The sequence below is a fragment of the Butyrivibrio hungatei genome, from assembly GCF_900101605.1.
Lineage (GTDB): Bacteria > Bacillota > Clostridia > Lachnospirales > Lachnospiraceae > Butyrivibrio > Butyrivibrio hungatei_B.
This window is the reverse complement of the sequence record NZ_FMUR01000007.1, coordinates 108,504-130,166: the sequence shown is the minus strand read 5'-3', so window position 1 is coordinate 130,166 and position 21,663 is coordinate 108,504. Positions and strand designations below refer to the sequence as shown.

The window sequence follows — 21,663 nt, the reverse complement described above, 5'->3', positions numbered from 1 at the left end:
CCCTACCTTAAATCGTATATTCAATATCTTCCTCTACCTTCATTTGCAATAGATCGAAGATCTTGTCTCTTATAAGCAAAAAGTCTCCGCTTGTTCTGTCTCTGAAATGGTGGATTGGAACTGTTATAACACCATTTACTTTGCCGGGATTGGGTGTCATTACAACAATCCTGTCAGCCAGATAAACAGCTTCTTCAATATCATGGGTTACAAAGATGATTGTTTTCTTTTGTTTTTTGCAAATATCCAATATATCATCCTGAAGCTTCATTCTGGTAATTGCATCAAGCGCTCCGAAAGGCTCATCCATAAAAATAATATCGGGTTCTACCGCAAGCGCTCTTGCTATTGCAACTCGCTGTTTCATTCCTCCGGAAAGCTGCCTCGGAAAACTGTCCGCAAAGTTCTCAAGCTTAACCAGTTTGAGATACTCTTTGGCGATCTCTTTTCTCTTATCTTTATCAATCCCTTTTGATTCAAGACCAAGCTCTACGTTCTTGATGACCGTGCGCCACGGAAGAAGGCCGTAGTTCTGGAAGATGGTCACGTTCTTTGTACTTGGCGCAGTTACTTCATTTCCGTCTATCGTAATGCTTCCGTGATTTACGGGATCAAAACCTGCAACGGCATTGAGAAGCGTACTTTTTCCACATCCCGAAGGTCCAAGGAGACAGATAAATTCACCTTTTTCAATATCAAGATTTACATCCGACAAAGCCGTAAATTCTTTGCCGTTTTGTATGAAGGTTTTCCCTGCATTTTCTATATGAATGTATGACATTACTGCTCTCCTCCCCAGGCTTTGAGAATTCTTTTTTCAAGTAGTCCGATAAGAAAATCAAGTAACAGACCTATAAGTCCTATTACAAGAATTGTCGCCAAAAGAATGTCCGCTCTGATATTGTTTCTCGCATCAATGATCTGAAAGCCAAGTCCCGACTGCGCGCCTACCATCTCACCCGCAACAAGGAATATCCATGCGCTTCCGAGTGCAAGATGAACGGCATTGGCAATCTGGGGAAAAGCCGCAGGAAAAATAACTTTCCACATAAGCTGCGGTTGTCTGATACCAAAATTATCAGCAACTCTGAAATACATATCATCAATCTTATTTACCGCAGATACCGTAGACAGCAGTACGGGGAAAAAAGCCGCTATAAAAATAATAACTATCGCGGGAAGATCTCCTATTCCAAACAGCAGCACCACAAAAGGCATCCATGCTGTCGGTGATATCGGTCTTAAAAGCTGAAGTGACGGATTCACATATTTAAAAACTTTAGGCAGGCTCCCTAAGATAAGTCCCAGAAAAACCGCTGTAATAACCGATAATCCGTAGCCTATCACGAATCTGTACATACTTGCGGCTATAGAAGCAATAAGCGTTCCGTCCTCTATCATTTCAAAAAGAGCTTCAATTGCCATTAAGGGTGACGGAAACAAAGCCGAACTGTAATCACTTAACCAAAAAGCCAACTGCCAAATTCCGAGTAAGATAAGTATTGATACAACAACGTATTTAAGAGAAAGTATTTTTTTCATCATGTCCCCTTGCCTTAATTAAAAGTCAGTCTTTACAAAATCGGAGTATGCGGGCGGATTGTCGGAAAGTCCGTATTCTTTAACCTTTTCTGTAAGCTTGTTATATTGTTCCTCTGTAATATCAAGATCATCATAGGAAATCCATTTAAGCGAAGTTTCAAGTACATCATCTTTCTGCTTCAGATATTTACCTGCAACCGCTTTAGCCGTATCGGCATCGAGATTATTTCCCGCTGTCTTATATCCCTCCACAAATGCCTTGGCTGTATCAGATTTTTTATCTATAAAATCATCTGTCAAAACAAGTGCGCAGCATACGGAATCCTCCCATAATTCTTCGGATGTATACAGGACTTTTGCCTTTCCGGTGGAAACGCCTACCGCTCCAAAAGGCTCCGCTACGCAGTATCCGTCTATTGTTCCTGTAACCAATGCCGAAGGCATCTCTGTAGGTGCAAGTTCCACAACATTTATGTCATCGATTGTAAGTCCGTTCTTTGCAAGTGCATCATTTACCAGAATATTATGTGATGACTGGCGATGAGGAATGGCAATTGTTCTTCCTTTAAGATCGGCGCCGTCTTTTACATCATTTGAAACGACGATGACATTTCCGTCCTTATGTCCGAGTGCAACAGCTTTGATACCAACGCCCTCAGCCTTTGACTTCATGGCAAGCTCTATAAGAACCGATGCTCCGTCAACATTTCCCGAATTGAGTGCATCAAGAAGTTCCGGCCATGATCCGTACTTAACAAGTTCAACATTCACTTTCTCGTTGTTTGCAAGTTCCTCTGCTTCTTCAAGTACAGCAAGTGAATGTGTTATGGGAAGATATGCTATCTTCACGGTTTCTTCTGCCTTGACATCTCCTCCTGCCTTAGCGCTTGCGTTACCGGCATTTCCACATCCTGACAGCGCAAGTACCGTTCCTATCAGTAATGTCAGTAATAGATGTTTTTTCATAATAACTATCCTCCACTATAATATCGTTTTACCCACTAGGTCAATAGGTATTTTATATTTACTGAATAATAACACATACAGATATCATAGAAAAGTAAAGAATGCTTATAGCATTAGATAATTACAGGTTATTGTCAAAAAGGGCGTGGTGCATATTTATACACCACGCCCTTTAAATCACTATTTAATTAAGGTTTTTAGTTTATAAAGATTTTCACTGATTAACTTTGTTGCTTTAGAATCTAAATGTCTCCTTAGGTCCGAGATATGAAGGCAAAAGCTCCTCACCGGCTTTATTTATTACGAGCTTCTGAACAACAAAGTTTGGATCTACCGCATAAACATTTATTTCATTGATTCCGGCTTTAAGTTTCAAGCAGACTTCCACAACTCTCTTGTTTTCTGTAACTACCAAAGACCAGTACGGATTTCCGTCGCCAACCGCAAAATCAGACTCTATCATATTAATTTTCTGCATCTTTTCGCCATTTGCGCCGATTCCAAAGAATATCACATTATCCCTTGAATACGGGTTGCTCGGGTTGACATACAACTTAACTTTGTAATCACCCTCTGAAGGCACTTTCACTTTGTAAGTGAGCTTCGGACAATCTTTTTCATCAGTTCCGAAAATAATATCCTGAGGATATGCCTTAACAGCATCAAGCCCTCTGCTGTAGTCTTCTATAACTTTAAATCCGCCTTTGGCTGAATCGGTCTTATCCGTATAGTTTGCTGCATCGATCGATATATAATTCATGAGACCAAGTTTGCCCGGCCATGTTCTCTTATGAAGCGGTGCATCTATCATCTTCTCATTCATATCAAGTGTCTTACCAAGCCAATAGAACGTACCGTCGGCTTTTTCTCCGCATCCGATATCAGCCGTCGTATTTACGGGAAGCTTTATTACTACATTGCCGTCAGAACAGTGAATGCAGATTTCGGGTGTGACATTTGTCTTTTCATACTTTTCTCTGTCGAGTCTTATCTTTAAGGCTTTGAGCGTATAGGGCTTTACAACGCCCTCTTCCTCAGATATCTCAAAGAACGGATTGGGATTTTCAACCTTGTAACTGCAATCAACTCTTCCCGCAGTCGAAAGTATAAGTTCCGCTTCATCATTCGAAGGATTGAGGAACGCATCAACAGCTCCCACGTGGCCTGTCCAGAACTTGCCTTCCGTGTAGAAATCAGATCCCTTTACCGACACGATCAGTCTTTCTTTGTTTGCAGGCTCAAAAGTATGTACTACCGGATACTTGCAGCCTTCTTCGCACCAGTCATTAAATCCTATGTGCTCTGAAAGTCCCATTCCGTACCACTTTCCGTCTTCAATCGTATGAAGTTCATCTACGATTTTTCTGTCATATGCGATGCACTCATCTATTTTCTTTCCAAGAGTCATGGCATAAGTGCTTCCCTGTTCCGCAAAACCGTGATTCAAAGTGGTAAGAAGCCACATTCTCTGAACATTAAGATTTGCGGTAAGCGGAAGCCATATAAGTTCATAAAAAACAAATCTCGTATTGCCTTCAAGCTTATTTAAAAGAGCATCGGCATCAGCCATGAGCTTTTCGGTTTCCGCAAGTGTATCAAATGCTTCATTATACGCAAAAGGCGCATAAACCTTGTCGTTCATTGCTTCGGTTCTTCTGCTTGATGTTATCCTTGTATAGCCTTCAAGAAGCTCTTCACACTTTTTCATATCGGAAGCAGCAAGCTTACCCTTGAAATTACTCTCAACTATGAGCTTTGTGTATTCTTTGGCACTATCCGGATTTGAAGTTCCAAAGCGGTCAAAGTCATATGCCAGATCAAGGAAGTATCCCAGAGGATATTCATTACTGAAGATATCTCCGACATTGACGATCCAAAGGTCTCTTATTCCGAAATCATAAGCTGTCGTCATCTGCTCCCATACTTTGGAAAGGTGCGATGTATTGAACCATTCAAATGACACCGGAAGACCATGATAGTCGAAGTGATAATACATTCCGTAACCGCCCTTATGATTTCTCATCTCTTCTGTGGGAACGGTTCTTAAATTTCCGTGGTTATCATCGCAGAGCATAAGTGTTACGCCCTCCAATTCAGGATCGTCCATGAGTCCCTTCGTATTCTCATCGCCGTAGAAATAGGGCTCTACTTCCTTATAGAGTGCCAACATCCTCGGAACTTCGTCGAGGTTTTCATTTAAATTTTCTTTTATAAGCCTGTTCTGAGTCGCAAGAACTTTCCTTAAAAGATCGATGTTGTCCTTTAAAGTCGCCTCCTCGCCCATGATCGCGGTATCGGCTTCACCTCTCATACCGACGGTAATGACATTCTCAAACTTTCCGCTTCTCTTAAGGCCGTCTTCCCAAAAGCGTGTTATGCCTTCCTCGTTGGTAAGGAAATTCCATGCATCGCCGTATATAGAATCTTTTCCTCTCAAATACTTATATTCTTCTCCCTGCCTTAAGCACGGCTCGTGATGGCTCATTCCCATTATCACGCCAAGTTCATCGGCAAGAATTGCATTATCAAGTCCCGGTCCGTCGTCGGGGAATATTGCCGACCACATCGCAGGCCACAGATAATTGCCCTTAAGTCTTAACAACAGTTCAAAAACATGTTCATATACTTTGGCATTAAAACCGCCGAATCTCTTATTGCAGAAGTTTCCGAAAGCCGGCCACTCGTCATTAATAAAAAATCCTCTGAACTTTACAGAAGGCTCTTTAGAGATCATGCAATAATCGGAAGGAATGCTGAATTCGGTCATTCCTGCAGGTTTTACATCAAGCCAGTCAATAAACGGCGATACACCAAGCATCTCCGACAGCTTGAACATACCGTATATGGCGCCGCGCTTATCACTTCCCGTAATAACAAGCGCATCCTCAATAACTTCAATCTTATAAACTTCGCGCTTACCTTCAATATCTGTTGTATCAACCCCAAGCTCTGCTATCAGTGCATCTCCGACAATTCCGACATATATGGGGCTGTCTGCTGTCCTTTCCTCAAGAAGCTTTGGTGCGCTCCCAAAAACCGCCTCCATATCTCCCGATAATTTCGCCGCAATCTTCTTTATACCGCTCAACGCATCTTTATCACATATAATAGCGTTTTCACCCTTTTCAATCTTAGCTTTGGAAATAACAAAATCCATAAATAGTCCATCCTTTCAGTAACATATATATCTTCTATCATAGCCTTCACATTCATATTTGTCAGTAAATATATTTTAAGAAATTTTCATTTATTTTTTATCATTATTACATTTATTAAATGGATAATATATATAGGGTTTGGTTTACATAAAAGCGAATCGTCATGAAAAGGGGTATGTATGAAAAATTTTAAAGAACCAATTATTGTCTCTGTTCTGATACTAAGTCTTTTTTTCTCCGGATGCGGAAAAGAATCATCGGATGAAGCAGAAAATTCTGAAAGTACATCTGCTGAAAAACTGACCGTCTTAAATACCAAAAGCGAAGTTGCAAATCAAATGAAATCCCTCGCGGATAAGTATACGCAGGAAACCGGTGTCCCCGTCGAAGTTCTTGGTGTCGATGCGGGTGCAGATGTTCAGGCGATGCTCAAAGGTTACTATCTGTCAGATCAGATGCCTGATATTATTTCATGCGAAGCTTCCGGATTTTCCAACTGGGAGGGACTGCTGGTCGATCTAAGCGATCAGGATTGGACAAATCGGACAGATGCTGAATTTGTCGATCCAACCTATGGTACATTGGGATTTCCTTTTACCACGGAAGCGATCGGTCTTGCATATAATGCAGACATCCTATCTAAATGCGGTGTGGATCCGTCTTCCATAACAGGTCCCGATTCTATGAGAGCCGCTTTCGAAAAAATAGATGCCAAAAAGGATGAACTTGGCTTAAGAGCTGTTATCGGGTATTTTACCGAACCGGAAAATCTTGGATGGTCCGCCGGAAATCATATTTTTGGCGCATATATCGACTCGGGACTTGCCAGAGACGATACTACTTATATCGATCTTTTGAATGATGGCGGCAAGCTTGATGAATCAAGATTTATGGACTATGCTGCCATGATAGGTCTTTTCAATCAATATTCAGATCAGGAGCTTCTTACAAACGGAGCTTACGCCGATCAGGTATCAAACTTCTCTTCCGGAAAATATGCGTTTATCACTCAAGGATCATGGATAGGCGCAACAATGACAGGTGATAACTCAAGTGAATATGCCTCAGCCGGAAACTTCAAAGTCGGAATGATTCCTTACGCTTTTCAGGAAGGAATGGATACTATACTTACGAGCGCTCCGTCATGGTGGGCTGTTTCCAAAGAAGGTAATGTGGAAGGTGCAAAAGCATTTCTTCAATGGTGCTCCGAATCCACAGCACAGAAAATTCTTGTTGAAGAAGCAGGTTTCGTAAGTCCTTTTACCGACTGCACATTCGTAGCCTCCGATCCTTTTGCTCCTGTTATAGCAGAATATATTTCATCAGGTAAAACGTCCAACTGGCACTGGATGGATATGCCTTCGGGACTCGGACAAAGAGGTCTGTCTTTTGCCTTCCGGAAATACGCTTCGGGCGAAGTTGACGCCGGCGGTTTCATGAATGAGATCAAATCTATTGCAACCAAATGGTACGAATCACTTTAAGGAGGAGGTCGAAACATGAAGTCAAACACCACTGTAATCGTAAAAAAGAAAGATTCCATCGTTTTCCAGCTGTCTGCCTTGAACTTACTTATGCTTGTATCATTTCTCGTTGTTATGTTCATGGTCATGTCGGCCATGAAAACTTCAACAACAAGCAGTATCAACATGTTTGATTCAATGATGGATCTTACAACACATGAAGCCAAGCTTAAATCAGATGTAATGAACCTGTACGATCAGACAACGGGTTATATATCAGCAAGTGCCGCCGAAACACAGGCCGCACTTTTACCACAGATTGAAGTCGCCAAAAAAGACATCGCCGATGATATTGAAATACTGAAAACGAATTTTGCTCAGTATAACGATGATGAGGCTACTGCTCAACTTGATGAGATCTCATCACAATATCAAAGGCTCACAGCTCTTATTGATTCCGCCATCGCCAAAAGTGATGCCGGTGACCGCGATTCAGCATATACAATCTTGTTCGATAAGGCAGAAATACAGAAAATCGCTATTTTCCACTCATCAAAGGCTCTTGACCTTGCCATTGCCAAATCTTCAAACGAAACCACTTCCACAATGAATTCTTTGTTCAAACGAGGAAGTTATGTTGGAATTATCGGTGCTCTTGTGATGTTGCTTCTCATTGCATTCAACTTCGTTATAAGTTTCGAGAACATCGTGAAGAAGATCAAGCGTATAAGTGATGAAGTCAATACCATCATCAGTAATATAGAGGAAAGTAACGGCGATCTTACCGCCAGGATAAAGACAAAAACTCACTCGGAGCTTTTATATATTACAACAGGAATAAATCACTTTATTGAAACTCTTCAGGGAATTATGAAAGATGTAAAAAACGGATCTCATGTCCTTGCAAGTTCATCAGAGAAAGTAGTTTCAGAGCTTCGCCTTGCCGATGACAATGTCACCAATACTTCTGCCGCACTTGAAGAACTTTCCGCAAATATGGAAACTGTTGCAGGTACCGTTTCTTCAATTAATGACCGTGTGGAAGATGTTAAATCAGCTGCTCAGGAAATCACAGAACAGGCTCTTTCCGGAACCGAGACCGCAAGCACCATTAAAAATGAGGCGAATGAAGTTAAGTCCCGCGTAAATCAGAAAAAGATTGCCGCAAGCGAACATGTTTCAAAGCTCTCGGAAGTACTGACAAAATCTGTTCAGGATTCTGAAAAAGTCAGCCAGATCAATGAACTTACAAATGTAATCCTTGATATAGCCAAACACACAAATCTTCTGGCGCTGAATGCATCCATTGAAGCGGCAAGAGCGGGTGAAGCAGGAAAGGGCTTCTCTGTAGTTGCTACCGAGATAAGCACTCTTGCCGAAAACAGCCGCATGACAGCCGCAAATATTCAGGAAATAAGCTCAGAAGTAACCGCAGCGGTTCGACGACTTGCGGAAAACGCACAGTCAACACTTGATTATATCAACGGTACTGTTCTCGGAGATTATGATGATTTTGTCGAAACAGGTGAAAAATATGAACACACGGCAGATATAATGAGCGATTCGTTCGCGGCCTTTGACAATAAAGCATCTCACCTTAACGAGATCATGCAAGAAATGGTTGAATCTGTAAGGATGATTACCGAATCAATAAAAGAAAGCTCTATCGCCATCTCGTCATCTGCCGAAAGTTCATCTGAGATTGTCGGAGGAATAAAGAAAATTTCCGAAGCCATCAATGAAAATAACGATATTACCGAGCAACTGAATACCACGACTCAAAAATTCAAATCTCTGTAAGCATAATGTCTATTTAAATAAAAATAAGAACCTATTAACCGTAATATGTGCTAATAGGTTCTTATTTTTTTCTTTCTTATTCTCTTCTTAAACTGATATGATTATCAATCTTATCAAAATAAGCAGCGATCTTTGCAAGTGCTTCATCGACACTGCAATCAACATCAAAGCCTGCGATAGCTTTCTTTTCAAGCTGCTTCTGAGCCTGAAAGCCGATCTTTTGGCAAACGAGGCTTCTGCAGTCTGCGATGAGTTCAACCTTCTTGGAAGCTCCGCCTGCACCGCCGCAGCCACCGCCGGAATTGCCACCACAACCTGCAGTCTGTCCGCCACAGCCGGAGCCCTGTCCGTCTTGTCCGCATCCTTCGGCTGCCTGTTCTGCGGTTTCTTCTTCCGCAAATTCTCTGTATTCTTTTTCTTTATATTCGGTTCCCTCTACTTCGTAGATGTGGAAACCTTTAGCTGCACCAAAGCCAAGGTCTACAACCTTGGCATCTGATGTTGCGACAGCAATCAAATACGACATCGCATTACCTCTTTAGTTAAATCTCTGAGAAGCTACGGTATAGATATCCTCTATAAGTCTGATACCGCCTTCATATCCTACGATTGCATCATTTAGAACTATCTTGTCCTTAACGGGCCATGAGATATTAAGGAAGTTACCCTTGAGGTCCTCAGTTACCTCTTTGTCGTAGTAACCACCGAGAACAAGCGGGTATCCATGATAATCATGGCTCTTTATCTGCTCATGGATCTTGTAGCTGTCAGTCTCAAATACAACTTCGGCTTCAATACCATAGTTAAGCTTCTTGAACTCTTCTGTTATAGCTTCTCTGTATTCCTTCGGAGTATCATCTGTGATGAACTGTTTTGCAGGAACAAGTCCCAGATCGTTTGTAAGGAACTTTGTGATTCCAAGTGCATACTGAGCGTCCGCTACAACTGAGAACTGCTTGTTGATAACACGGTTCTCAAGGAAAAGATCCGCAAATCTCTCGATAAGGTAGTAATAATAGCTTTCATGCTCTGTTATTACAGCTTCAACCTTATTTTCATCAACTCCCGCAAACTTTCCTACTTCGCGAAGGAACTTACTTGTTTCAAATGCTCCGATAGGAAGTGTGTTGTAGTGAAGATAAGGAATACCGAGCTTTTTCTCCATCTTCTTTACATTCTTAACAGAAACCCAGGGAGAAATGAGAAGGTTAAACTCAGCTGAAGCGATCTTATCAATATTCGCTATTCCTCTCTGATATCCGAAGATAGTGTTGGGTGTAAGTCCAAGCTCTTTAATGAGCTTTTCAAGTTCTCTTAAATTTCCGAGCCAGTAAAGATCCTGATAAGGAACGTCAGCCCAGATATTTACAAGACCCTTCTCCTTCTTATCAGTCTTTTTTGTATACTGATCTATGATCGCATCGATTATCTGCTCGTGTCCCCTATAATTGTTTCCCTTAAATCCCGCTGTCGGAGCATAAATTACAGGTTTGTCCGCATCTGCAAATTCAGATACGACTTCACCCGAATCATCACCTACGATCTCAGGAATACAACCTGTAAGAACCACATAGAGGTCTGCATCAATGACCTTAAGCGAATTCTCGATTGTTGAATGAAGCTTTTTTACACCGCCGAATACAACGTCTTTTTCGTTGATACTGGTACAGGGGAAAATATTTGGTGAAAAATATCCGCTGCTTCCGTTTCCGTCGGAAAGCTTCTGCGCACATCCCGGTCCCGAGTGAAGGATCGGAATGGCTCTCTCTATTGCCTGCACTGTCTGCATCGCCCCCAGTGCACACTTATATCTTTGTTTATCAAGTAACTTTGCCATTTATATCAGCCTCCGTGAATCATTTGTTATCATTAACAAGGAATTCTCCTACGTTCTGTTTGTACCACCAATCCGTATAAGGAAGCTTTGTCCTCTTTGCAAGGTTCTTCTCAAAGCTTCTGTTCCTGATGCTGTCAAGAATGGAATATGCAAACTCCAGAGTATGCTTGTAACCGAAGATCATATACTCATCGGCAACATATACTGAAGGTGTACCATTTTTGATAGCCCATACGGTTGAACCCGGATGTCTTGAAAGATACAAGTCGGGCTGATATTTATTGAGAATGTTCATAACCTCGAAGTTCTGCTGATCTGCAACACTTGCCTCGAAATCAATGTCATTGTCAAGAAGGTACTTCATTGAAGGCGGAACGTCTCCATTCTCATACTTCTTGTCATAATGCCAAGCAAGAGCCCATACGACCTCAATTCCGAGTTCATTAAGGACACGAGATACTTCGAAAGTATAACCGGGTCCCATGCCGAGTACTGCTCTAAGTCCCTTGAGTTCTTTCTTGACTTCTTCAATCTTGGGAAGATAGATTGCACGCTGCTCTTCAATGTACTTCTCGATCTTCTCACTTCTTCCGGTAACTTTACCGATCTCACGAAGCCATGCTTCGAATCCTACGATACCGCACTGGTTGATGCTTCTTACATAAGGAACACCAAACTTTTCTTCAAGTACGTTTCCTAGATAGTTTCCGAGTGTTCCGCAGATACATGTTGTGGCAACAGCTTCCGAAATATGTGAAAGCTCTTCAACAGTTGAGTTACAGTAAAGGAATGTAGGCTCGAGATCAAAGTTCTTGAACATCTCTATGATTTCAGGTCTTGCACTCTCATAGAAGTTCTTGAAGTTGATCTTGTTGCTCTTAACGCCTTCTCTCGGAGGCTGAACGATTGACTGAAGAACCGCATGGTCTGCGATATCAAAACCGGTTGCCCAGATTCTTGACTTGAATCCTTCGCAGTGAACCGCAACGATAGGCACATCGATCTCTTCTTTTAACTCATCGACGATACTGTCGATATCCTCACCGATGATACCTGTTGCACAGGAACTTGAAACAAAAATTGCCTTTGGGCTATATCTTTTGTTTACTTCAACGATGATGTTGCGAAGCGTAGATGTAGAGCCAAATATCGTATCATTCTCGTTCATATCGGTTCCGACGTAAACAGTGTTATTTGTCACACCACGTTTTTTGGCCATAACCTTATCAAGGTAATATGTACCTGCTGCCGCAACGGAACATCCCGCAGGACCGTGATGAATAATAGCAATATCTCTTATGGCAGAGAGCTGACCAAGTGCACAGCTTGAAAGACATGAGCTAGACTGCGAAAAGCATCTTGAACAACCTTTCAAAGTTCCACACTCACTCTGGCTTGCAAGATCCTTGAGTGAACCGATGTAGCCTGTAATAGATCCGATACGGTTCTCTCTTGTAGCTACATTGGAGTTATTTAAATTTGTTGCCATTTTATCTTTTTCTCCTATTTAAAGTATGGATTAATCATCATTCCTTAATTTTCTGTTGCAAAAAGATTTGTTGAAAGATATCTGAGTCCTGTATCAGGGAAAATTGCAACAATCTTCTTTCCTGCATTTTCAGGTCTCTGCGCAAGCTTCTTTGCTGCATAAAGAGCTGCTCCCGATGATGTACCTATAAGGATACCGTCGTTTGCCGCAACTTCTCTTGCTGCTTCAAATGCTTCAAGAGCCTCAACTTCGATGTATTCGTCATAAATCTTTCTGTCAAGTGTTGAAGGAATGAGATTTTCAGCAACACCTTCAAAAGGATGTACTCCCGTGATCTCTTCTTCAGGCTGATTCTTATCCTTATCGGGAAGTGAATTGGGTCCGGGCTGAACACCTACAACCTTTACGTTAGGATTCTTTTCCTTGAGGTAAGCACCTGTTCCTGAGATTGTTCCGCCTGTTCCTACGCATGCAACGAGGATATCAACCTCTCCGTCTGTATCCTCCCAGATCTCAGGTCCTGTTGTTCTCTTATGTACTGCAGGATTTGCAGGGTTAGAACACTGATCGAGGAATACAACATTCTCTTCCTTATCAAGAACCTGTTCCTTGAGTGCCTTGATTGCAGCAACGAAGTCGCCGCCTGTCTCCTCAAGAACCTTAGCGATAACAGGCTCATCACCAAGCTTAATTGTCTTTCCGCCAAATGCCTGGATTACCTGGAATCTCTCCTTACTAACCTGATCCTGAATATAAACTCTGAAAGGATATCCCTTTGCAGCCGCTATTGCTGCAAGTCCGATACCTGTATTTCCGCTTGTTGTCTCAACAACAGTGTCGCCGGGCTTAAGTTTTCCGCTCTTCTCGGCTTCTTCAATCATTGAAAGGGCAATTCTGTCCTTTACGCTCTGATTGGGATTAAAATATTCAAGCTTACCGATAACCGTTGCCTTTAAATCGTGATGTTTTTCGAATCCTGAAAGCTCAAGAAGAGGTGTTCTTCCAACGAGCTCTGTAATTGACTTATATACGTTTGACATACCATAATCCTCCTAGTGATCAAATTTTGTAGTCGTCTGAAAGTTCCATCATTCCGTACTCCATGAGGATTTCCTCAAGTCTTTCCTGAGTCATGGGTGTGGGAATTACGAAATCTTTATTCTCAATAACTGCCTGTGCCAGGTTTCTATACTCCTGAGCCTGGTTTGAATCGGGCTTGTACTCGATAACCGTCTTCTTGTTGATCTCAGCGTGCTGAACTACGTTATCTCTGGGGACGAAGTAAAGAAGCTTAGTTCCGAGCTCTTTTGAAAATGCTCTTAAGAGGTCAAGCTCTCTGTCAACGTTTCTTGAGTTACAGATGATACCGCCAAGTCTTACTCCACCTGTTCTTGCATATCTCTGAATACCCTTTGAGATGTTGTTTGCGGCATAAAGAGCCATCATCTCGCCACTTGCTACGATATAGATCTCTTTTGCCTTACCTTCACGAATTGGCATTGCGAAACCACCGCAGACAACGTCACCAAGTACGTCATAGAATACATAATCAAGATCTTCTGTATATGCGCCGAGATTCTCAAGCATGTTGATAGATGTGATGATACCTCTTCCCGCACATCCTACACCGGGCTCGGGTCCGCCTGACTCAACGCACTTTGTACCGCCAAAACCTTCCTTCATGATACGATCAAGTGAGATATCCTCACCTTCTTCTCTGATAGTGTCAAGAACCGTCTTCTGAGCAAGTCCTCCAAGAAGAAGTCTTGTTGAATCCGCTTTGGGATCGCAACCAACAACCATTACTTTCTTACCGTGCTCAACAAGTCCTGCTGTAAGATTCTGTGTTGTTGTAGACTTTCCGATTCCTCCTTTTCCGTAAATTGCAATCTGCCTAAGTTCTGCCATTTTTTCTTTCTCCTCATTTCTTCTTATTTTTTACCCTTAAAACAGGCAATAAAAAAAGGCATGCGAAAAATGATCAAATAGATCAAATTCACAAAACCTCCGGTTGTCCGGTCAGCTTCATTACTGTCCTTTTATGTTGTTGTTCATTTCCTGAAGTAATTTAAGATATCCGTCAAGTTTCCTTATCGCTTCCGAAACCGGCCCGGGCATTTCAAATGCCGCAATACCTCGTTCTTCAAGCTCTCCTCTTGCTCCGTCTCCAATTCTGGCTGCCAGAACAAAATTACAATCGGAAACTCCGTCTACTCCTCTTTTTAATTCAGCAGCATCATGATGTCCGCCCATACAAACGGGGTTCACAAATCGCTGTTCAATCTCTTCATAATCACCGTTTTCATCGACATCTACTATAAGGAAGCTCTCAGCTCTTCCAAAGTGCTGGTCCACAAATCGGTTGTCCGTAGATGCGAGTGCAACTCTGTAAACTGCTTTATCCATGTGAAAAAGTGTTCCTTACATTTAATCTGCTCTGATATACGAGCTTACTGTACTCTGATACGCCGGGTACTCCTACTGCGTCGGCTCTGCAGTGTGCGCAGTGTCTGAATACCTTGATATACTGTTCCGCATCGCTCCTTGCTTTTTCAATCTGCTCACAAGTGGGCTTTGGTATATCTTTAAGCTGATGCTGCGGTATGAGCGGGATTATGTTGTAGATTATCGCTCCCAATTCTCTGACCGTCTTAGCGATTGTAGCTATGTGCTCATCGTTTATTCCGGGTACGAGAACCGTATTTATCTTGACCGTAACACCTGCATCTGCTACCTTTTTGATTCCCTTAAGCTGGTTCTCAATAAGTATCTTGGCGCCTTCTTCTCCGTAGATCTTCTCGCCGTGCCAAATGACATATTCATTGAGTTTTGCCTCAATCGCCGGATCTACGGCATTAACGGTAACCGTAAGTGTATCTATTCCTATTTCTATGAGTTCATCGGCTCTTTCATAAAGAAGAAGTCCGTTGGTACTCATACACTTAAGCAGTTCCGGATGACTCTCACCGATTTTTTTGAAAGTCTCAAACGCATAGTCTGTTGCCAGAGTATCTCCCGGGCCTGCGATTCCCGCAACCTTAATATTAGGTACAAACTCAAGAGCCTTATCAATAAACGTATTTGCTTCATCGGGAGTTATTATCTTGGACGTTACTCCGGGGCGCTGTTCAACGTCATTTATCGTTCTGTCGCAGAATCTGCACGCGATATTGCATCCTGGGCTCACCGGAAGGTGAATTCTGCCTGCGTTGAACTTGCATCCGCCAAAGCACGGATGATTCTTTTCAAGTTCTTCATACGTTTTAGCCATTTTGATATCTCCTAAAAATATAAATACAGAGCTCTCGCTCTAACTTTCGTTTGCCAAAAGACTGTTGAACCATACCCGATAGAATCTCGGCAGGTTCTCTCAGCTAAATCTCTGTTTACGACTGGTCTCAATCTGTGTCACTTTGCCATCATGTACAGTAATTGTGACCGTTCCATACTGCAAACTTTTGATGCTCTCAACTATCCCTTCCAAAACAGCAGCATCAATTTCTTTTGTCAGGGGTACTTCTACCTTTGCCATAAGTTTATCTCCTTGCCGCTTTAATGATTCATATAAAATGTACTTGCCATACACATAGATGTTATTAGCATTATGCTTTAGCGTGGCGTTGTTGTAAAACACTAAAAATTTATAGCAGGGTATAAATTTTTCTTAACCCTCTATCTTGTTGTGTTCTTTTCTGCCGTTTCAAGCACTCTTTCAAACTCATTTATGAGATCCTCAGTGCCCTCTATTCCTACAGAAAGTCTCAAGATACGGTCATTGATTCCGTTCTTTTCAAGTACATCCTTCGGAACATCAGCATGTGTCTGCGTTATCGGATAAGTTATAAGTGTCTCCGTTCCGCCAAGGCTCTCTGCAAAATAGATAAGCTCAACATTTGCCAAAATCTCTTTTGCAAACTCCGCAGAATCAACTTCAAATGTCAGCATTGCGCCAAAACCGCTTGCCTGCTTTTTCATGATATCGTAACCCGGATGCTCTTTGAGTCCCGGATATATCACCTTTGTTACATGCTTGTTTTTCTGAAGATATTCCGCGATCGCAAAAGCATTTTCCTGCGCCTTGTTAAGTCTTACAGACAGTGTTCTTATTCCTCTTAAGATCAGCCAGCTGTCAAAAGGACTGAGTCCCGCGCCCGTTGTCTTGTAGATAAATCTCAATCTTTCATCGATCTCTTCATCTTTTACAACCGCAAATCCGCCTATGGTATCGTGATGACCTCCGAGAAACTTTGTTCCCGAATGAAGCACTATGTCTGCGCCAAGATCAAGAGGGTTCTGATAATAAGGTGACAAAAAAGTATTATCCACAATAAGGATAAGTCCTCTTTCATGAACTTTTTTTGCCAGCTCCTCTATATCCGTGACATTCATCATAGGATTTGTCGGTGTTTCAAGATACACGGCTCTTGTATTTTCCTGAATGAGCGGAACAACATCCTCGCTGCTTAAATATGCAGTAGTATATGTCAGTCCGTTCTTTTTGCTTATCTCATTAAAGAGTCTGACGCTTCCGCCGTAGAGATCCGAATCAATTATGAAATGATCTCCAGGTGAAAAGAGCTCCATCACAGCCGCAACAGCTGCCATTCCGCTTGCAAAAGCTATCGCATCTTTTCCGTTTTCCAAAAGAGCCACAACCGCTTCAAGCTGCTGCCTTGTGGGATTCTGCATTCTCGTATAATCAAATCCCGTGCTCTCACCAAGTCCCTTATGCGCAAATGTAGCCGTCTGATAAATCGGATAGCTGACAGCTCCCCAGATATCTTTTAGCCGCGCATCATTTAGCTGACACTTTGTGTCCACGCTGTATTCTTCTTGTTTCTTACAGTCATTCTCCGTACTCACAAAATCTCCTCCCGGTGTATATATTTAAGAAAAAACTGATCAGATCAGCCAAATCTTCTACTGTATGCAGCATAGAGCTGTTCCATTGCCTGCTCAATAATGCTTCTGGGACTCGCTATATTTATTCTCTCAAAAAGAGCCGTCTCTCTTCCGAATATCACTCCTCCGTCAAGCCAGAGCTTTGCCTCATCTTCTATAAATTTTCTAAGATCTCTATAGTTATCAAAAGCATCCGCAAAATCAAGCCAGATAAGATATGTTCCTTCAGGCTCTATCAGCTTTATCTTCGGTAGTTTCTCTTTTATAAAATCCCTGATGTAATCAAGATTTCCTTCAAGATAAGCGATAAGTTCATCAACCCACTCTCCGCCTTTTTCATAGCATGACTTGGTTGCCGTAAGCCCTATGGCGTTACACTGGCTGTATCCTCCGGCATCATTTTCATTTCTGAATTTGTATCTTACGGATTCATTCGGGATTATTATATTTGCAATCTGAAGTCCCGCTATATTAAAAGTCTTACTCGGTGAAGTTCCGAGGATCAGATTCTTCGTATACTTCTCTCCGAGTGTGATAAACGGCGTGTGCTCATATCCTTTGAATACAAAATCGGAATGAATCTCATCCGCAAATATCGTGACGTTATTCCTTACGCAGATATCACCGAGTTTTATGAGTTCCTCTTTTGTCCAAACACGTCCGGCGGGATTGTGAGGACTACAAAGTAAGAACAGCTTTACATTTTCCTCAACAACTTTTTTCTCAAAATCTTCAAAATCAATCTCGTAATGCCCGTCTTTATATACAAGCTGGTTGTTCACGACTTTTCTTTTATTAAGTTCTATTGTCTCTCTGAACGGATAGTACACGGGCTCCTGAATTATCACGCTCTCTCCGGGCTGCGTAAAAGCTCTGACCGCTATTGCGATAGCGTACACGATTCCGGGCACTACAGTATTCCAATCTTCTTCCACCTCAAAGCCGTGTCTTTTGCTGTACCAGTTTGATACTGCCTTTTGGTAGTCTTCCTTTGGATCTGTATATCCGAATATGCCGTGATCCACTCTTGCTTTAATATCATCTAGAATTTCGTCGGGGAGCTTAAAATCCATGTCCGCAACCCAGAGCGGAAGCAGATCGTCGCGCCTCCTTCTTTCCATTCCAAAATCATATTTAAGGCTGCTTGTTCCATGCCTGTCTGTCACTTTATCAAAATCGTATTTACTCACGATAAGTACCTCTTTTTAAATTGAGACCGCTCATCATGTATGATGACAAGCGGTCTCCCATTAGTCCGTTCAATAATATAATTGTATGTTGATCGCTTTGTGGAAATGACCACCGGCGGTCTGTTAGTACATTTATAATGTGAATGATATACGAATTGCTCCATAACTATCGTCATTTTCGCAATTCTACAAACTGACGCCTATATCATTCAGTTCGCAAAAAGAGGTGTTGAAAGGTATCTGTCACCTGAGTCGGGAAGAAGCACTACGATGTTCTTTCCCTTGTTCTCTTCTCTTGCGGCAACGATTGTTGCTGCCTTAAGAGCTGCACCTGATGAGATACCTACAAGGATACCCTCTGATACTGCGAAGTTCTTGCCTTCTGCAAATGCATCATCGTTCTCGATTGCGATAACTTCATCATAAACTTTTGTATTAAGTGTCTCAGGAACGAAACCTGCACCGATTCCCTGAATCTTGTGAGGTCCTGCTTCACCCTTTGAAAGAACGGGGCTTGTAGCGGGCTCAACTGCAATAACCTTAACGTTAGGATTCTGCTCTTTGAGATACTCGCCTACACCTGTAATTGTTCCGCCTGTACCGATACCTGCGATGAAGATGTCAACCTTTCCGTCTGTCTGATCCCAGATCTCAGGACCTGTTGTTGCTTTGTGGATTGCAGGGTTTGCAGGGTTAACGAACTGTCCGAGAATTACTGAACCTTCAATCTCTTTTTCAAGTTCTTCTGCCTTGGCAATCGCTCCCTTCATACCCTTTGCGCCTTCTGTAAGAACGATCTCAGCGCCGTATGCCTTAAGAAGATTTCTTCTCTCAACACTCATCGTGTCGGGAAGTGTAAGGATTGCTTTATATCCCTTAGCTGCTGCTACTGCTGCAAGTCCGATACCTGTATTTCCGCTTGTAGGCTCGATGATTGTTGCTCCGGGCTTAATCTTTCCGCTCTTTTCAGCATCCTCTATCATGCTAAGAGCTACTCTGTCTTTTACAGATCCGGCAGGATTCAAATACTCAAGCTTTGCAAGGAGTGTTGCGTTTGTTACTCCTGCCTTCTTGCTATATCCGTTAAGTTTAAGAAGAGGTGTTCCTCCGATAAGTTCCAATGCGCTTTCTTTAATATCTGCCATGATTCATTTCTCCTTTATATTTCATTTTTATTTTGGTTCGTGTTTGTTTTGATGATTGAATCATATCATACGAAGTGAATAGCGAAAATTAAAGAATACTTATAGCGGAGTATAAACTTTGCTTATTACAATAAATGATCCAATCAAAAAAGCCTCAAATGCGCATGGATACTGATGTGAGCATTTGGGGCGATTGTATATGTGTTTATTTTTTCATTAACATATCTTGATTTAACAGTTTAAAACCCAGTATTTACGCCATTTCTCGTTATAAAAAAATTGACAATGCCCGCCAATTGTATTATTATTCCTTAGTCACACCGTATCTTAAGTGATCTATGTAATGGAAAAAGCATTAAGGAGGTTCAAAGTATGAACAGAGAAGAACTTATTGAGGCAATCTCTACGGAGGCCAATCTTACAAAATCAGCATCAGATAAAGCAGTTAAAGCTTTTATCGAAGTAGTTTCAAACGAGCTTGCAAATAAAGGTAAAGTTCAGATCGTTGGATTTGGAACATTTGAGACAACAGAAAGAGCTGCAAGAGTCGGACAGAACCCCCAGACAGGTGAGAAGATCGATATCCCGGCTTCTACAGCACCTAAATTCAAAGCAGGTAAAGCTCTGAAGGATATTGTTAACGCTTAACAAATAATGCTTTTAAAGCCGGAAATCATCAAGATTTTCGGCTTTAATTTTGTCACAAAAAATATAAGGAGCACATCTTAACATCATGAAAAAAATAACACTATCTATAATCTTTCTTATGTCAGCTACGATATTAGGTTGCACCCCTATTACAAACACTCGTCAGGCTTTATCCGATGATTCTTCTACATCTATCGCCTGCAAAGCCGCAACCGATCAGCTTAAAGATGGTTTACCCCAAAACGTTACTATTGCTCCTGATTCTTATGAAGATGCGTATTCAGAAGTTCTTGATCGGTGTTTTTTTGCTCTTAAGAATCCGGAACGCATCAATGATTTCAGTTCAAATTGCTACAATGATTGCTGGATGAGGGTTTATGTAAAAGAACAAGATGATATCGGCTCCCCTCTTGATTACGCGGGATATGAATTTATTGATTTAAACAACGATGGCATAAAAGAACTCCTCGTCGGTAATCTTTCTGATGATAACAAACTTGATAAGATGATATACGCTGTTTATTCACTTCAGCATAACATACCAAAAGAGTTAGCGGAAAGTTATGACTATCACTCGTTTTCAGGAAAAAACTACGTATATCTTTGCACCGGAAATAAACTTATTACTGAAAAAAGCTACAAACCAACTGGTAACAAAGCAAAAGAAGTTTTTAAATTAAGCATATCCGAAAACGGCTTAAGTACAGAAATTATTGATGGCTATACTGCAGAAAAAAATAATGATGGTACTTTTACATATAAAAAAATCGACGCCAGCGAAAACGAAACAATAATTCTTGAAAGTGAATGGAAGAAGGCTGTATCCGAGTATGAATCTCAAAAGATACAACCTGATTTAATACCATTTTCGCAATATGTTCCCAAAAACTCTGAAGGTTATTATGATGATGGCGATGGTGATGACTTTCATGAGGATCAGTGGATATTTGGGAAAGGTTTTTCCTCATGGAAAGAGGGATATATGGCCTGTGTGAATGATAATTCCTATATAAGCGGGGACAGTTATTCACTAATAAATATTGATGATGATGACATCCCTGAACTTGTAACGGCTTATATTATTTTTTCATATCATGACGGAATTGTAACAGCTTTTTCTCATTTTGATACTTCTTCAGGCTGGTCATATATCGAAAAACAAGGTCTTATATTTATCGACGGTGGAAGGCAAGGAATATATTATGACCTTGTTTATTCCCTTTCAGAGGGAAAATGGAAATGCATATTTTCAGGAAACGAATGTGCAAATGATCCGTACAATTGGGATGACTTTCACTATAGCATAGACGGCATTGAGATTGATAAACAAAGCTATTATGAAAAACTGAACGAAATATATAACCAAAATTCATCTACACAATCATCATCCCAAGCCTATTATGATAACAAAGAAGAGATTCTTGAATATTTATCCCACTAACCGTAAAGCCGGAAATCATCGCGATTTCCGGCTTTATATTTTTTATGCCCTTAATTTCTTTATTGTAAATATACCGCAGCCT

At 41.5% G+C, this 21,663-nt stretch carries 19 protein-coding genes; 4 read left to right on the top strand and 15 right to left on the bottom strand.

Going from position 1 to position 21,663, the window contains the following annotated elements; all coding sequences use genetic code 11:
• Positions 1 to 7 precede the first annotated feature (7 nt).
• The 4 genes from BLP87_RS06620 to BLP87_RS06605 form a co-directional block, all read right to left on the bottom strand.
• A complete protein-coding gene (locus BLP87_RS06620; RefSeq protein ID WP_074461982.1) occupies positions 8 to 781 on the bottom strand; it encodes an ABC transporter ATP-binding protein in 774 nt (257 codons plus the stop codon).
• Positions 781 to 1,542 carry an ABC transporter permease gene (locus BLP87_RS06615; RefSeq protein ID WP_074461981.1) on the bottom strand — a complete coding sequence of 254 codons (762 nt, stop codon included), beginning with the start codon at positions 1,540 to 1,542 and terminating at the stop codon, positions 781 to 783. The genes BLP87_RS06620 and BLP87_RS06615 overlap by 1 nt, the downstream gene beginning before the upstream one ends.
• Positions 1,543 to 1,560: 18 nt before the next feature.
• A complete protein-coding gene (locus tag BLP87_RS06610) occupies positions 1,561 to 2,508 on the bottom strand; it encodes an ABC transporter substrate-binding protein (RefSeq protein WP_074461980.1) in 948 nt (315 codons plus the stop codon).
• A gap of 235 nt (positions 2,509 to 2,743) precedes the next feature.
• Positions 2,744 to 5,665: a glycosyl hydrolase 115 family protein gene (locus BLP87_RS06605; protein WP_074461979.1), complete on the bottom strand. Its 2,922-nt coding sequence runs from the start codon at positions 5,663 to 5,665 to the stop codon at positions 2,744 to 2,746.
• Positions 5,666 to 5,845: 180 nt separating this feature from the next.
• On the opposite strand from BLP87_RS06605, the gene BLP87_RS06600 reads away from it, so the two are divergent.
• Positions 5,846 to 7,150, top strand: a complete 1,305-nt coding sequence (locus BLP87_RS06600) for an ABC transporter substrate-binding protein (protein ID WP_074461978.1) — start codon at positions 5,846 to 5,848, stop codon at positions 7,148 to 7,150.
• Positions 7,151 to 7,165: 15 nt separating this feature from the next.
• A complete protein-coding gene (locus tag BLP87_RS06595; RefSeq protein ID WP_074461977.1) occupies positions 7,166 to 8,929 on the top strand; it encodes a methyl-accepting chemotaxis protein in 1,764 nt (587 codons plus the stop codon).
• A 76-nt stretch (positions 8,930 to 9,005) separates the two neighbouring features.
• Here BLP87_RS06595 and BLP87_RS06590 read toward each other — a convergent pair whose 3' ends face one another.
• From BLP87_RS06590 to cysK, 11 genes are all read right to left on the bottom strand, one after another.
• A complete protein-coding gene (locus BLP87_RS06590; protein WP_074461976.1) occupies positions 9,006 to 9,455 on the bottom strand; it encodes a NifB/NifX family molybdenum-iron cluster-binding protein in 450 nt (149 codons plus the stop codon).
• A gap of 12 nt (positions 9,456 to 9,467) precedes the next feature.
• Positions 9,468 to 10,766 (bottom strand): nitrogenase component 1, encoded by a 1,299-nt coding sequence (locus BLP87_RS06585; protein WP_074461975.1) that lies wholly within the window; start codon positions 10,764 to 10,766, stop codon positions 9,468 to 9,470.
• Between the two features lie 19 nt (positions 10,767 to 10,785).
• Positions 10,786 to 12,255: a nitrogenase component 1 gene (locus BLP87_RS06580; RefSeq protein ID WP_074461974.1), complete on the bottom strand. Its 1,470-nt coding sequence runs from the start codon at positions 12,253 to 12,255 to the stop codon at positions 10,786 to 10,788.
• A gap of 44 nt (positions 12,256 to 12,299) precedes the next feature.
• Positions 12,300 to 13,295, bottom strand: a complete 996-nt coding sequence (locus BLP87_RS06575) for a PLP-dependent cysteine synthase family protein (RefSeq protein ID WP_026655911.1) — start codon at positions 13,293 to 13,295, stop codon at positions 12,300 to 12,302.
• A 19-nt stretch (positions 13,296 to 13,314) separates the two neighbouring features.
• Positions 13,315 to 14,163 (bottom strand): nitrogenase iron protein, encoded by an 849-nt coding sequence (gene nifH, locus BLP87_RS06570; RefSeq protein ID WP_026655912.1) that lies wholly within the window; start codon positions 14,161 to 14,163, stop codon positions 13,315 to 13,317.
• A 120-nt stretch (positions 14,164 to 14,283) separates the two neighbouring features.
• Positions 14,284 to 14,661 carry a NifB/NifX family molybdenum-iron cluster-binding protein gene (locus BLP87_RS06565; protein ID WP_026655913.1) on the bottom strand — a complete coding sequence of 126 codons (378 nt, stop codon included), beginning with the start codon at positions 14,659 to 14,661 and terminating at the stop codon, positions 14,284 to 14,286.
• Positions 14,654 to 15,526, bottom strand: coding sequence for a radical SAM protein (locus BLP87_RS06560; protein WP_026655914.1), 873 nt, complete (start codon positions 15,524 to 15,526; stop codon positions 14,654 to 14,656). The genes BLP87_RS06565 and BLP87_RS06560 overlap by 8 nt, the downstream gene beginning before the upstream one ends.
• A 99-nt stretch (positions 15,527 to 15,625) precedes the next feature.
• Positions 15,626 to 15,787: a YezD family protein gene (locus tag BLP87_RS06555; RefSeq protein ID WP_074461973.1), complete on the bottom strand. Its 162-nt coding sequence runs from the start codon at positions 15,785 to 15,787 to the stop codon at positions 15,626 to 15,628.
• A 140-nt stretch (positions 15,788 to 15,927) separates the two neighbouring features.
• Entirely contained in the window at positions 15,928 to 17,118 is a 1,191-nt protein-coding gene (locus tag BLP87_RS06550; protein WP_083334511.1) for a trans-sulfuration enzyme family protein, read from the bottom strand.
• A gap of 44 nt (positions 17,119 to 17,162) precedes the next feature.
• A complete protein-coding gene (locus BLP87_RS06545; RefSeq protein WP_074461972.1) occupies positions 17,163 to 18,347 on the bottom strand; it encodes a MalY/PatB family protein in 1,185 nt (394 codons plus the stop codon).
• Between the two features lie 209 nt (positions 18,348 to 18,556).
• Positions 18,557 to 19,492: a cysteine synthase A gene (gene cysK / locus BLP87_RS06540; protein ID WP_074461971.1), complete on the bottom strand. Its 936-nt coding sequence runs from the start codon at positions 19,490 to 19,492 to the stop codon at positions 18,557 to 18,559.
• Positions 19,493 to 19,864: 372 nt separating this feature from the next.
• Between cysK and BLP87_RS06535 the strand changes: the two genes are divergently transcribed.
• Both BLP87_RS06535 and BLP87_RS06530 read left to right on the top strand, forming a co-directional pair.
• Positions 19,865 to 20,140: an HU family DNA-binding protein gene (locus BLP87_RS06535; RefSeq protein ID WP_074461970.1), complete on the top strand. Its 276-nt coding sequence runs from the start codon at positions 19,865 to 19,867 to the stop codon at positions 20,138 to 20,140.
• Positions 20,141 to 20,225: 85 nt separating this feature from the next.
• Complete coding sequence (locus BLP87_RS06530; protein ID WP_074461969.1) at positions 20,226 to 21,581, top strand: hypothetical protein; 1,356 nt, start codon at positions 20,226 to 20,228, stop codon at positions 21,579 to 21,581.
• Positions 21,582 to 21,663 lie beyond the last annotated feature (82 nt).

Bases quoted from the DNA above. Each gene is read 5' to 3' on its own strand.
- BLP87_RS06620 (WP_074461982.1), bottom strand. From the start codon at position 781: ATGTCATACATTCATATAGAAAATGCAGGGAAAACCTTCATACAAAAC.
- BLP87_RS06615 (WP_074461981.1), bottom strand. From the start codon at position 1,542: ATGAAAAAAATACTTTCTCTTAAATACGTTGTTGTATCAATACTTATC.
- BLP87_RS06610 (WP_074461980.1), bottom strand. From the start codon at position 2,508: ATGAAAAAACATCTATTACTGACATTACTGATAGGAACGGTACTTGCG.
- BLP87_RS06605 (WP_074461979.1), bottom strand. From the start codon at position 5,665: ATGGATTTTGTTATTTCCAAAGCTAAGATTGAAAAGGGTGAAAACGCT.
- BLP87_RS06600 (WP_074461978.1), top strand. From the start codon at position 5,846: ATGAAAAATTTTAAAGAACCAATTATTGTCTCTGTTCTGATACTAAGT.
- BLP87_RS06595 (WP_074461977.1), top strand. From the start codon at position 7,166: ATGAAGTCAAACACCACTGTAATCGTAAAAAAGAAAGATTCCATCGTT.
- BLP87_RS06590 (WP_074461976.1), bottom strand. From the start codon at position 9,455: ATGTCGTATTTGATTGCTGTCGCAACATCAGATGCCAAGGTTGTAGAC.
- BLP87_RS06585 (WP_074461975.1), bottom strand. From the start codon at position 10,766: ATGGCAAAGTTACTTGATAAACAAAGATATAAGTGTGCACTGGGGGCG.
- BLP87_RS06580 (WP_074461974.1), bottom strand. From the start codon at position 12,255: ATGGCAACAAATTTAAATAACTCCAATGTAGCTACAAGAGAGAACCGT.
- BLP87_RS06575 (WP_026655911.1), bottom strand. From the start codon at position 13,295: ATGTCAAACGTATATAAGTCAATTACAGAGCTCGTTGGAAGAACACCT.
- nifH (WP_026655912.1), bottom strand. From the start codon at position 14,163: ATGGCAGAACTTAGGCAGATTGCAATTTACGGAAAAGGAGGAATCGGA.
- BLP87_RS06565 (WP_026655913.1), bottom strand. From the start codon at position 14,661: ATGGATAAAGCAGTTTACAGAGTTGCACTCGCATCTACGGACAACCGA.
- BLP87_RS06560 (WP_026655914.1), bottom strand. From the start codon at position 15,526: ATGGCTAAAACGTATGAAGAACTTGAAAAGAATCATCCGTGCTTTGGC.
- BLP87_RS06555 (WP_074461973.1), bottom strand. From the start codon at position 15,787: ATGGCAAAGGTAGAAGTACCCCTGACAAAAGAAATTGATGCTGCTGTT.
- cysK (WP_074461971.1), bottom strand. From the start codon at position 19,492: ATGGCAGATATTAAAGAAAGCGCATTGGAACTTATCGGAGGAACACCT.
- BLP87_RS06535 (WP_074461970.1), top strand. From the start codon at position 19,865: ATGAACAGAGAAGAACTTATTGAGGCAATCTCTACGGAGGCCAATCTT.
- BLP87_RS06530 (WP_074461969.1), top strand. From the start codon at position 20,226: ATGAAAAAAATAACACTATCTATAATCTTTCTTATGTCAGCTACGATA.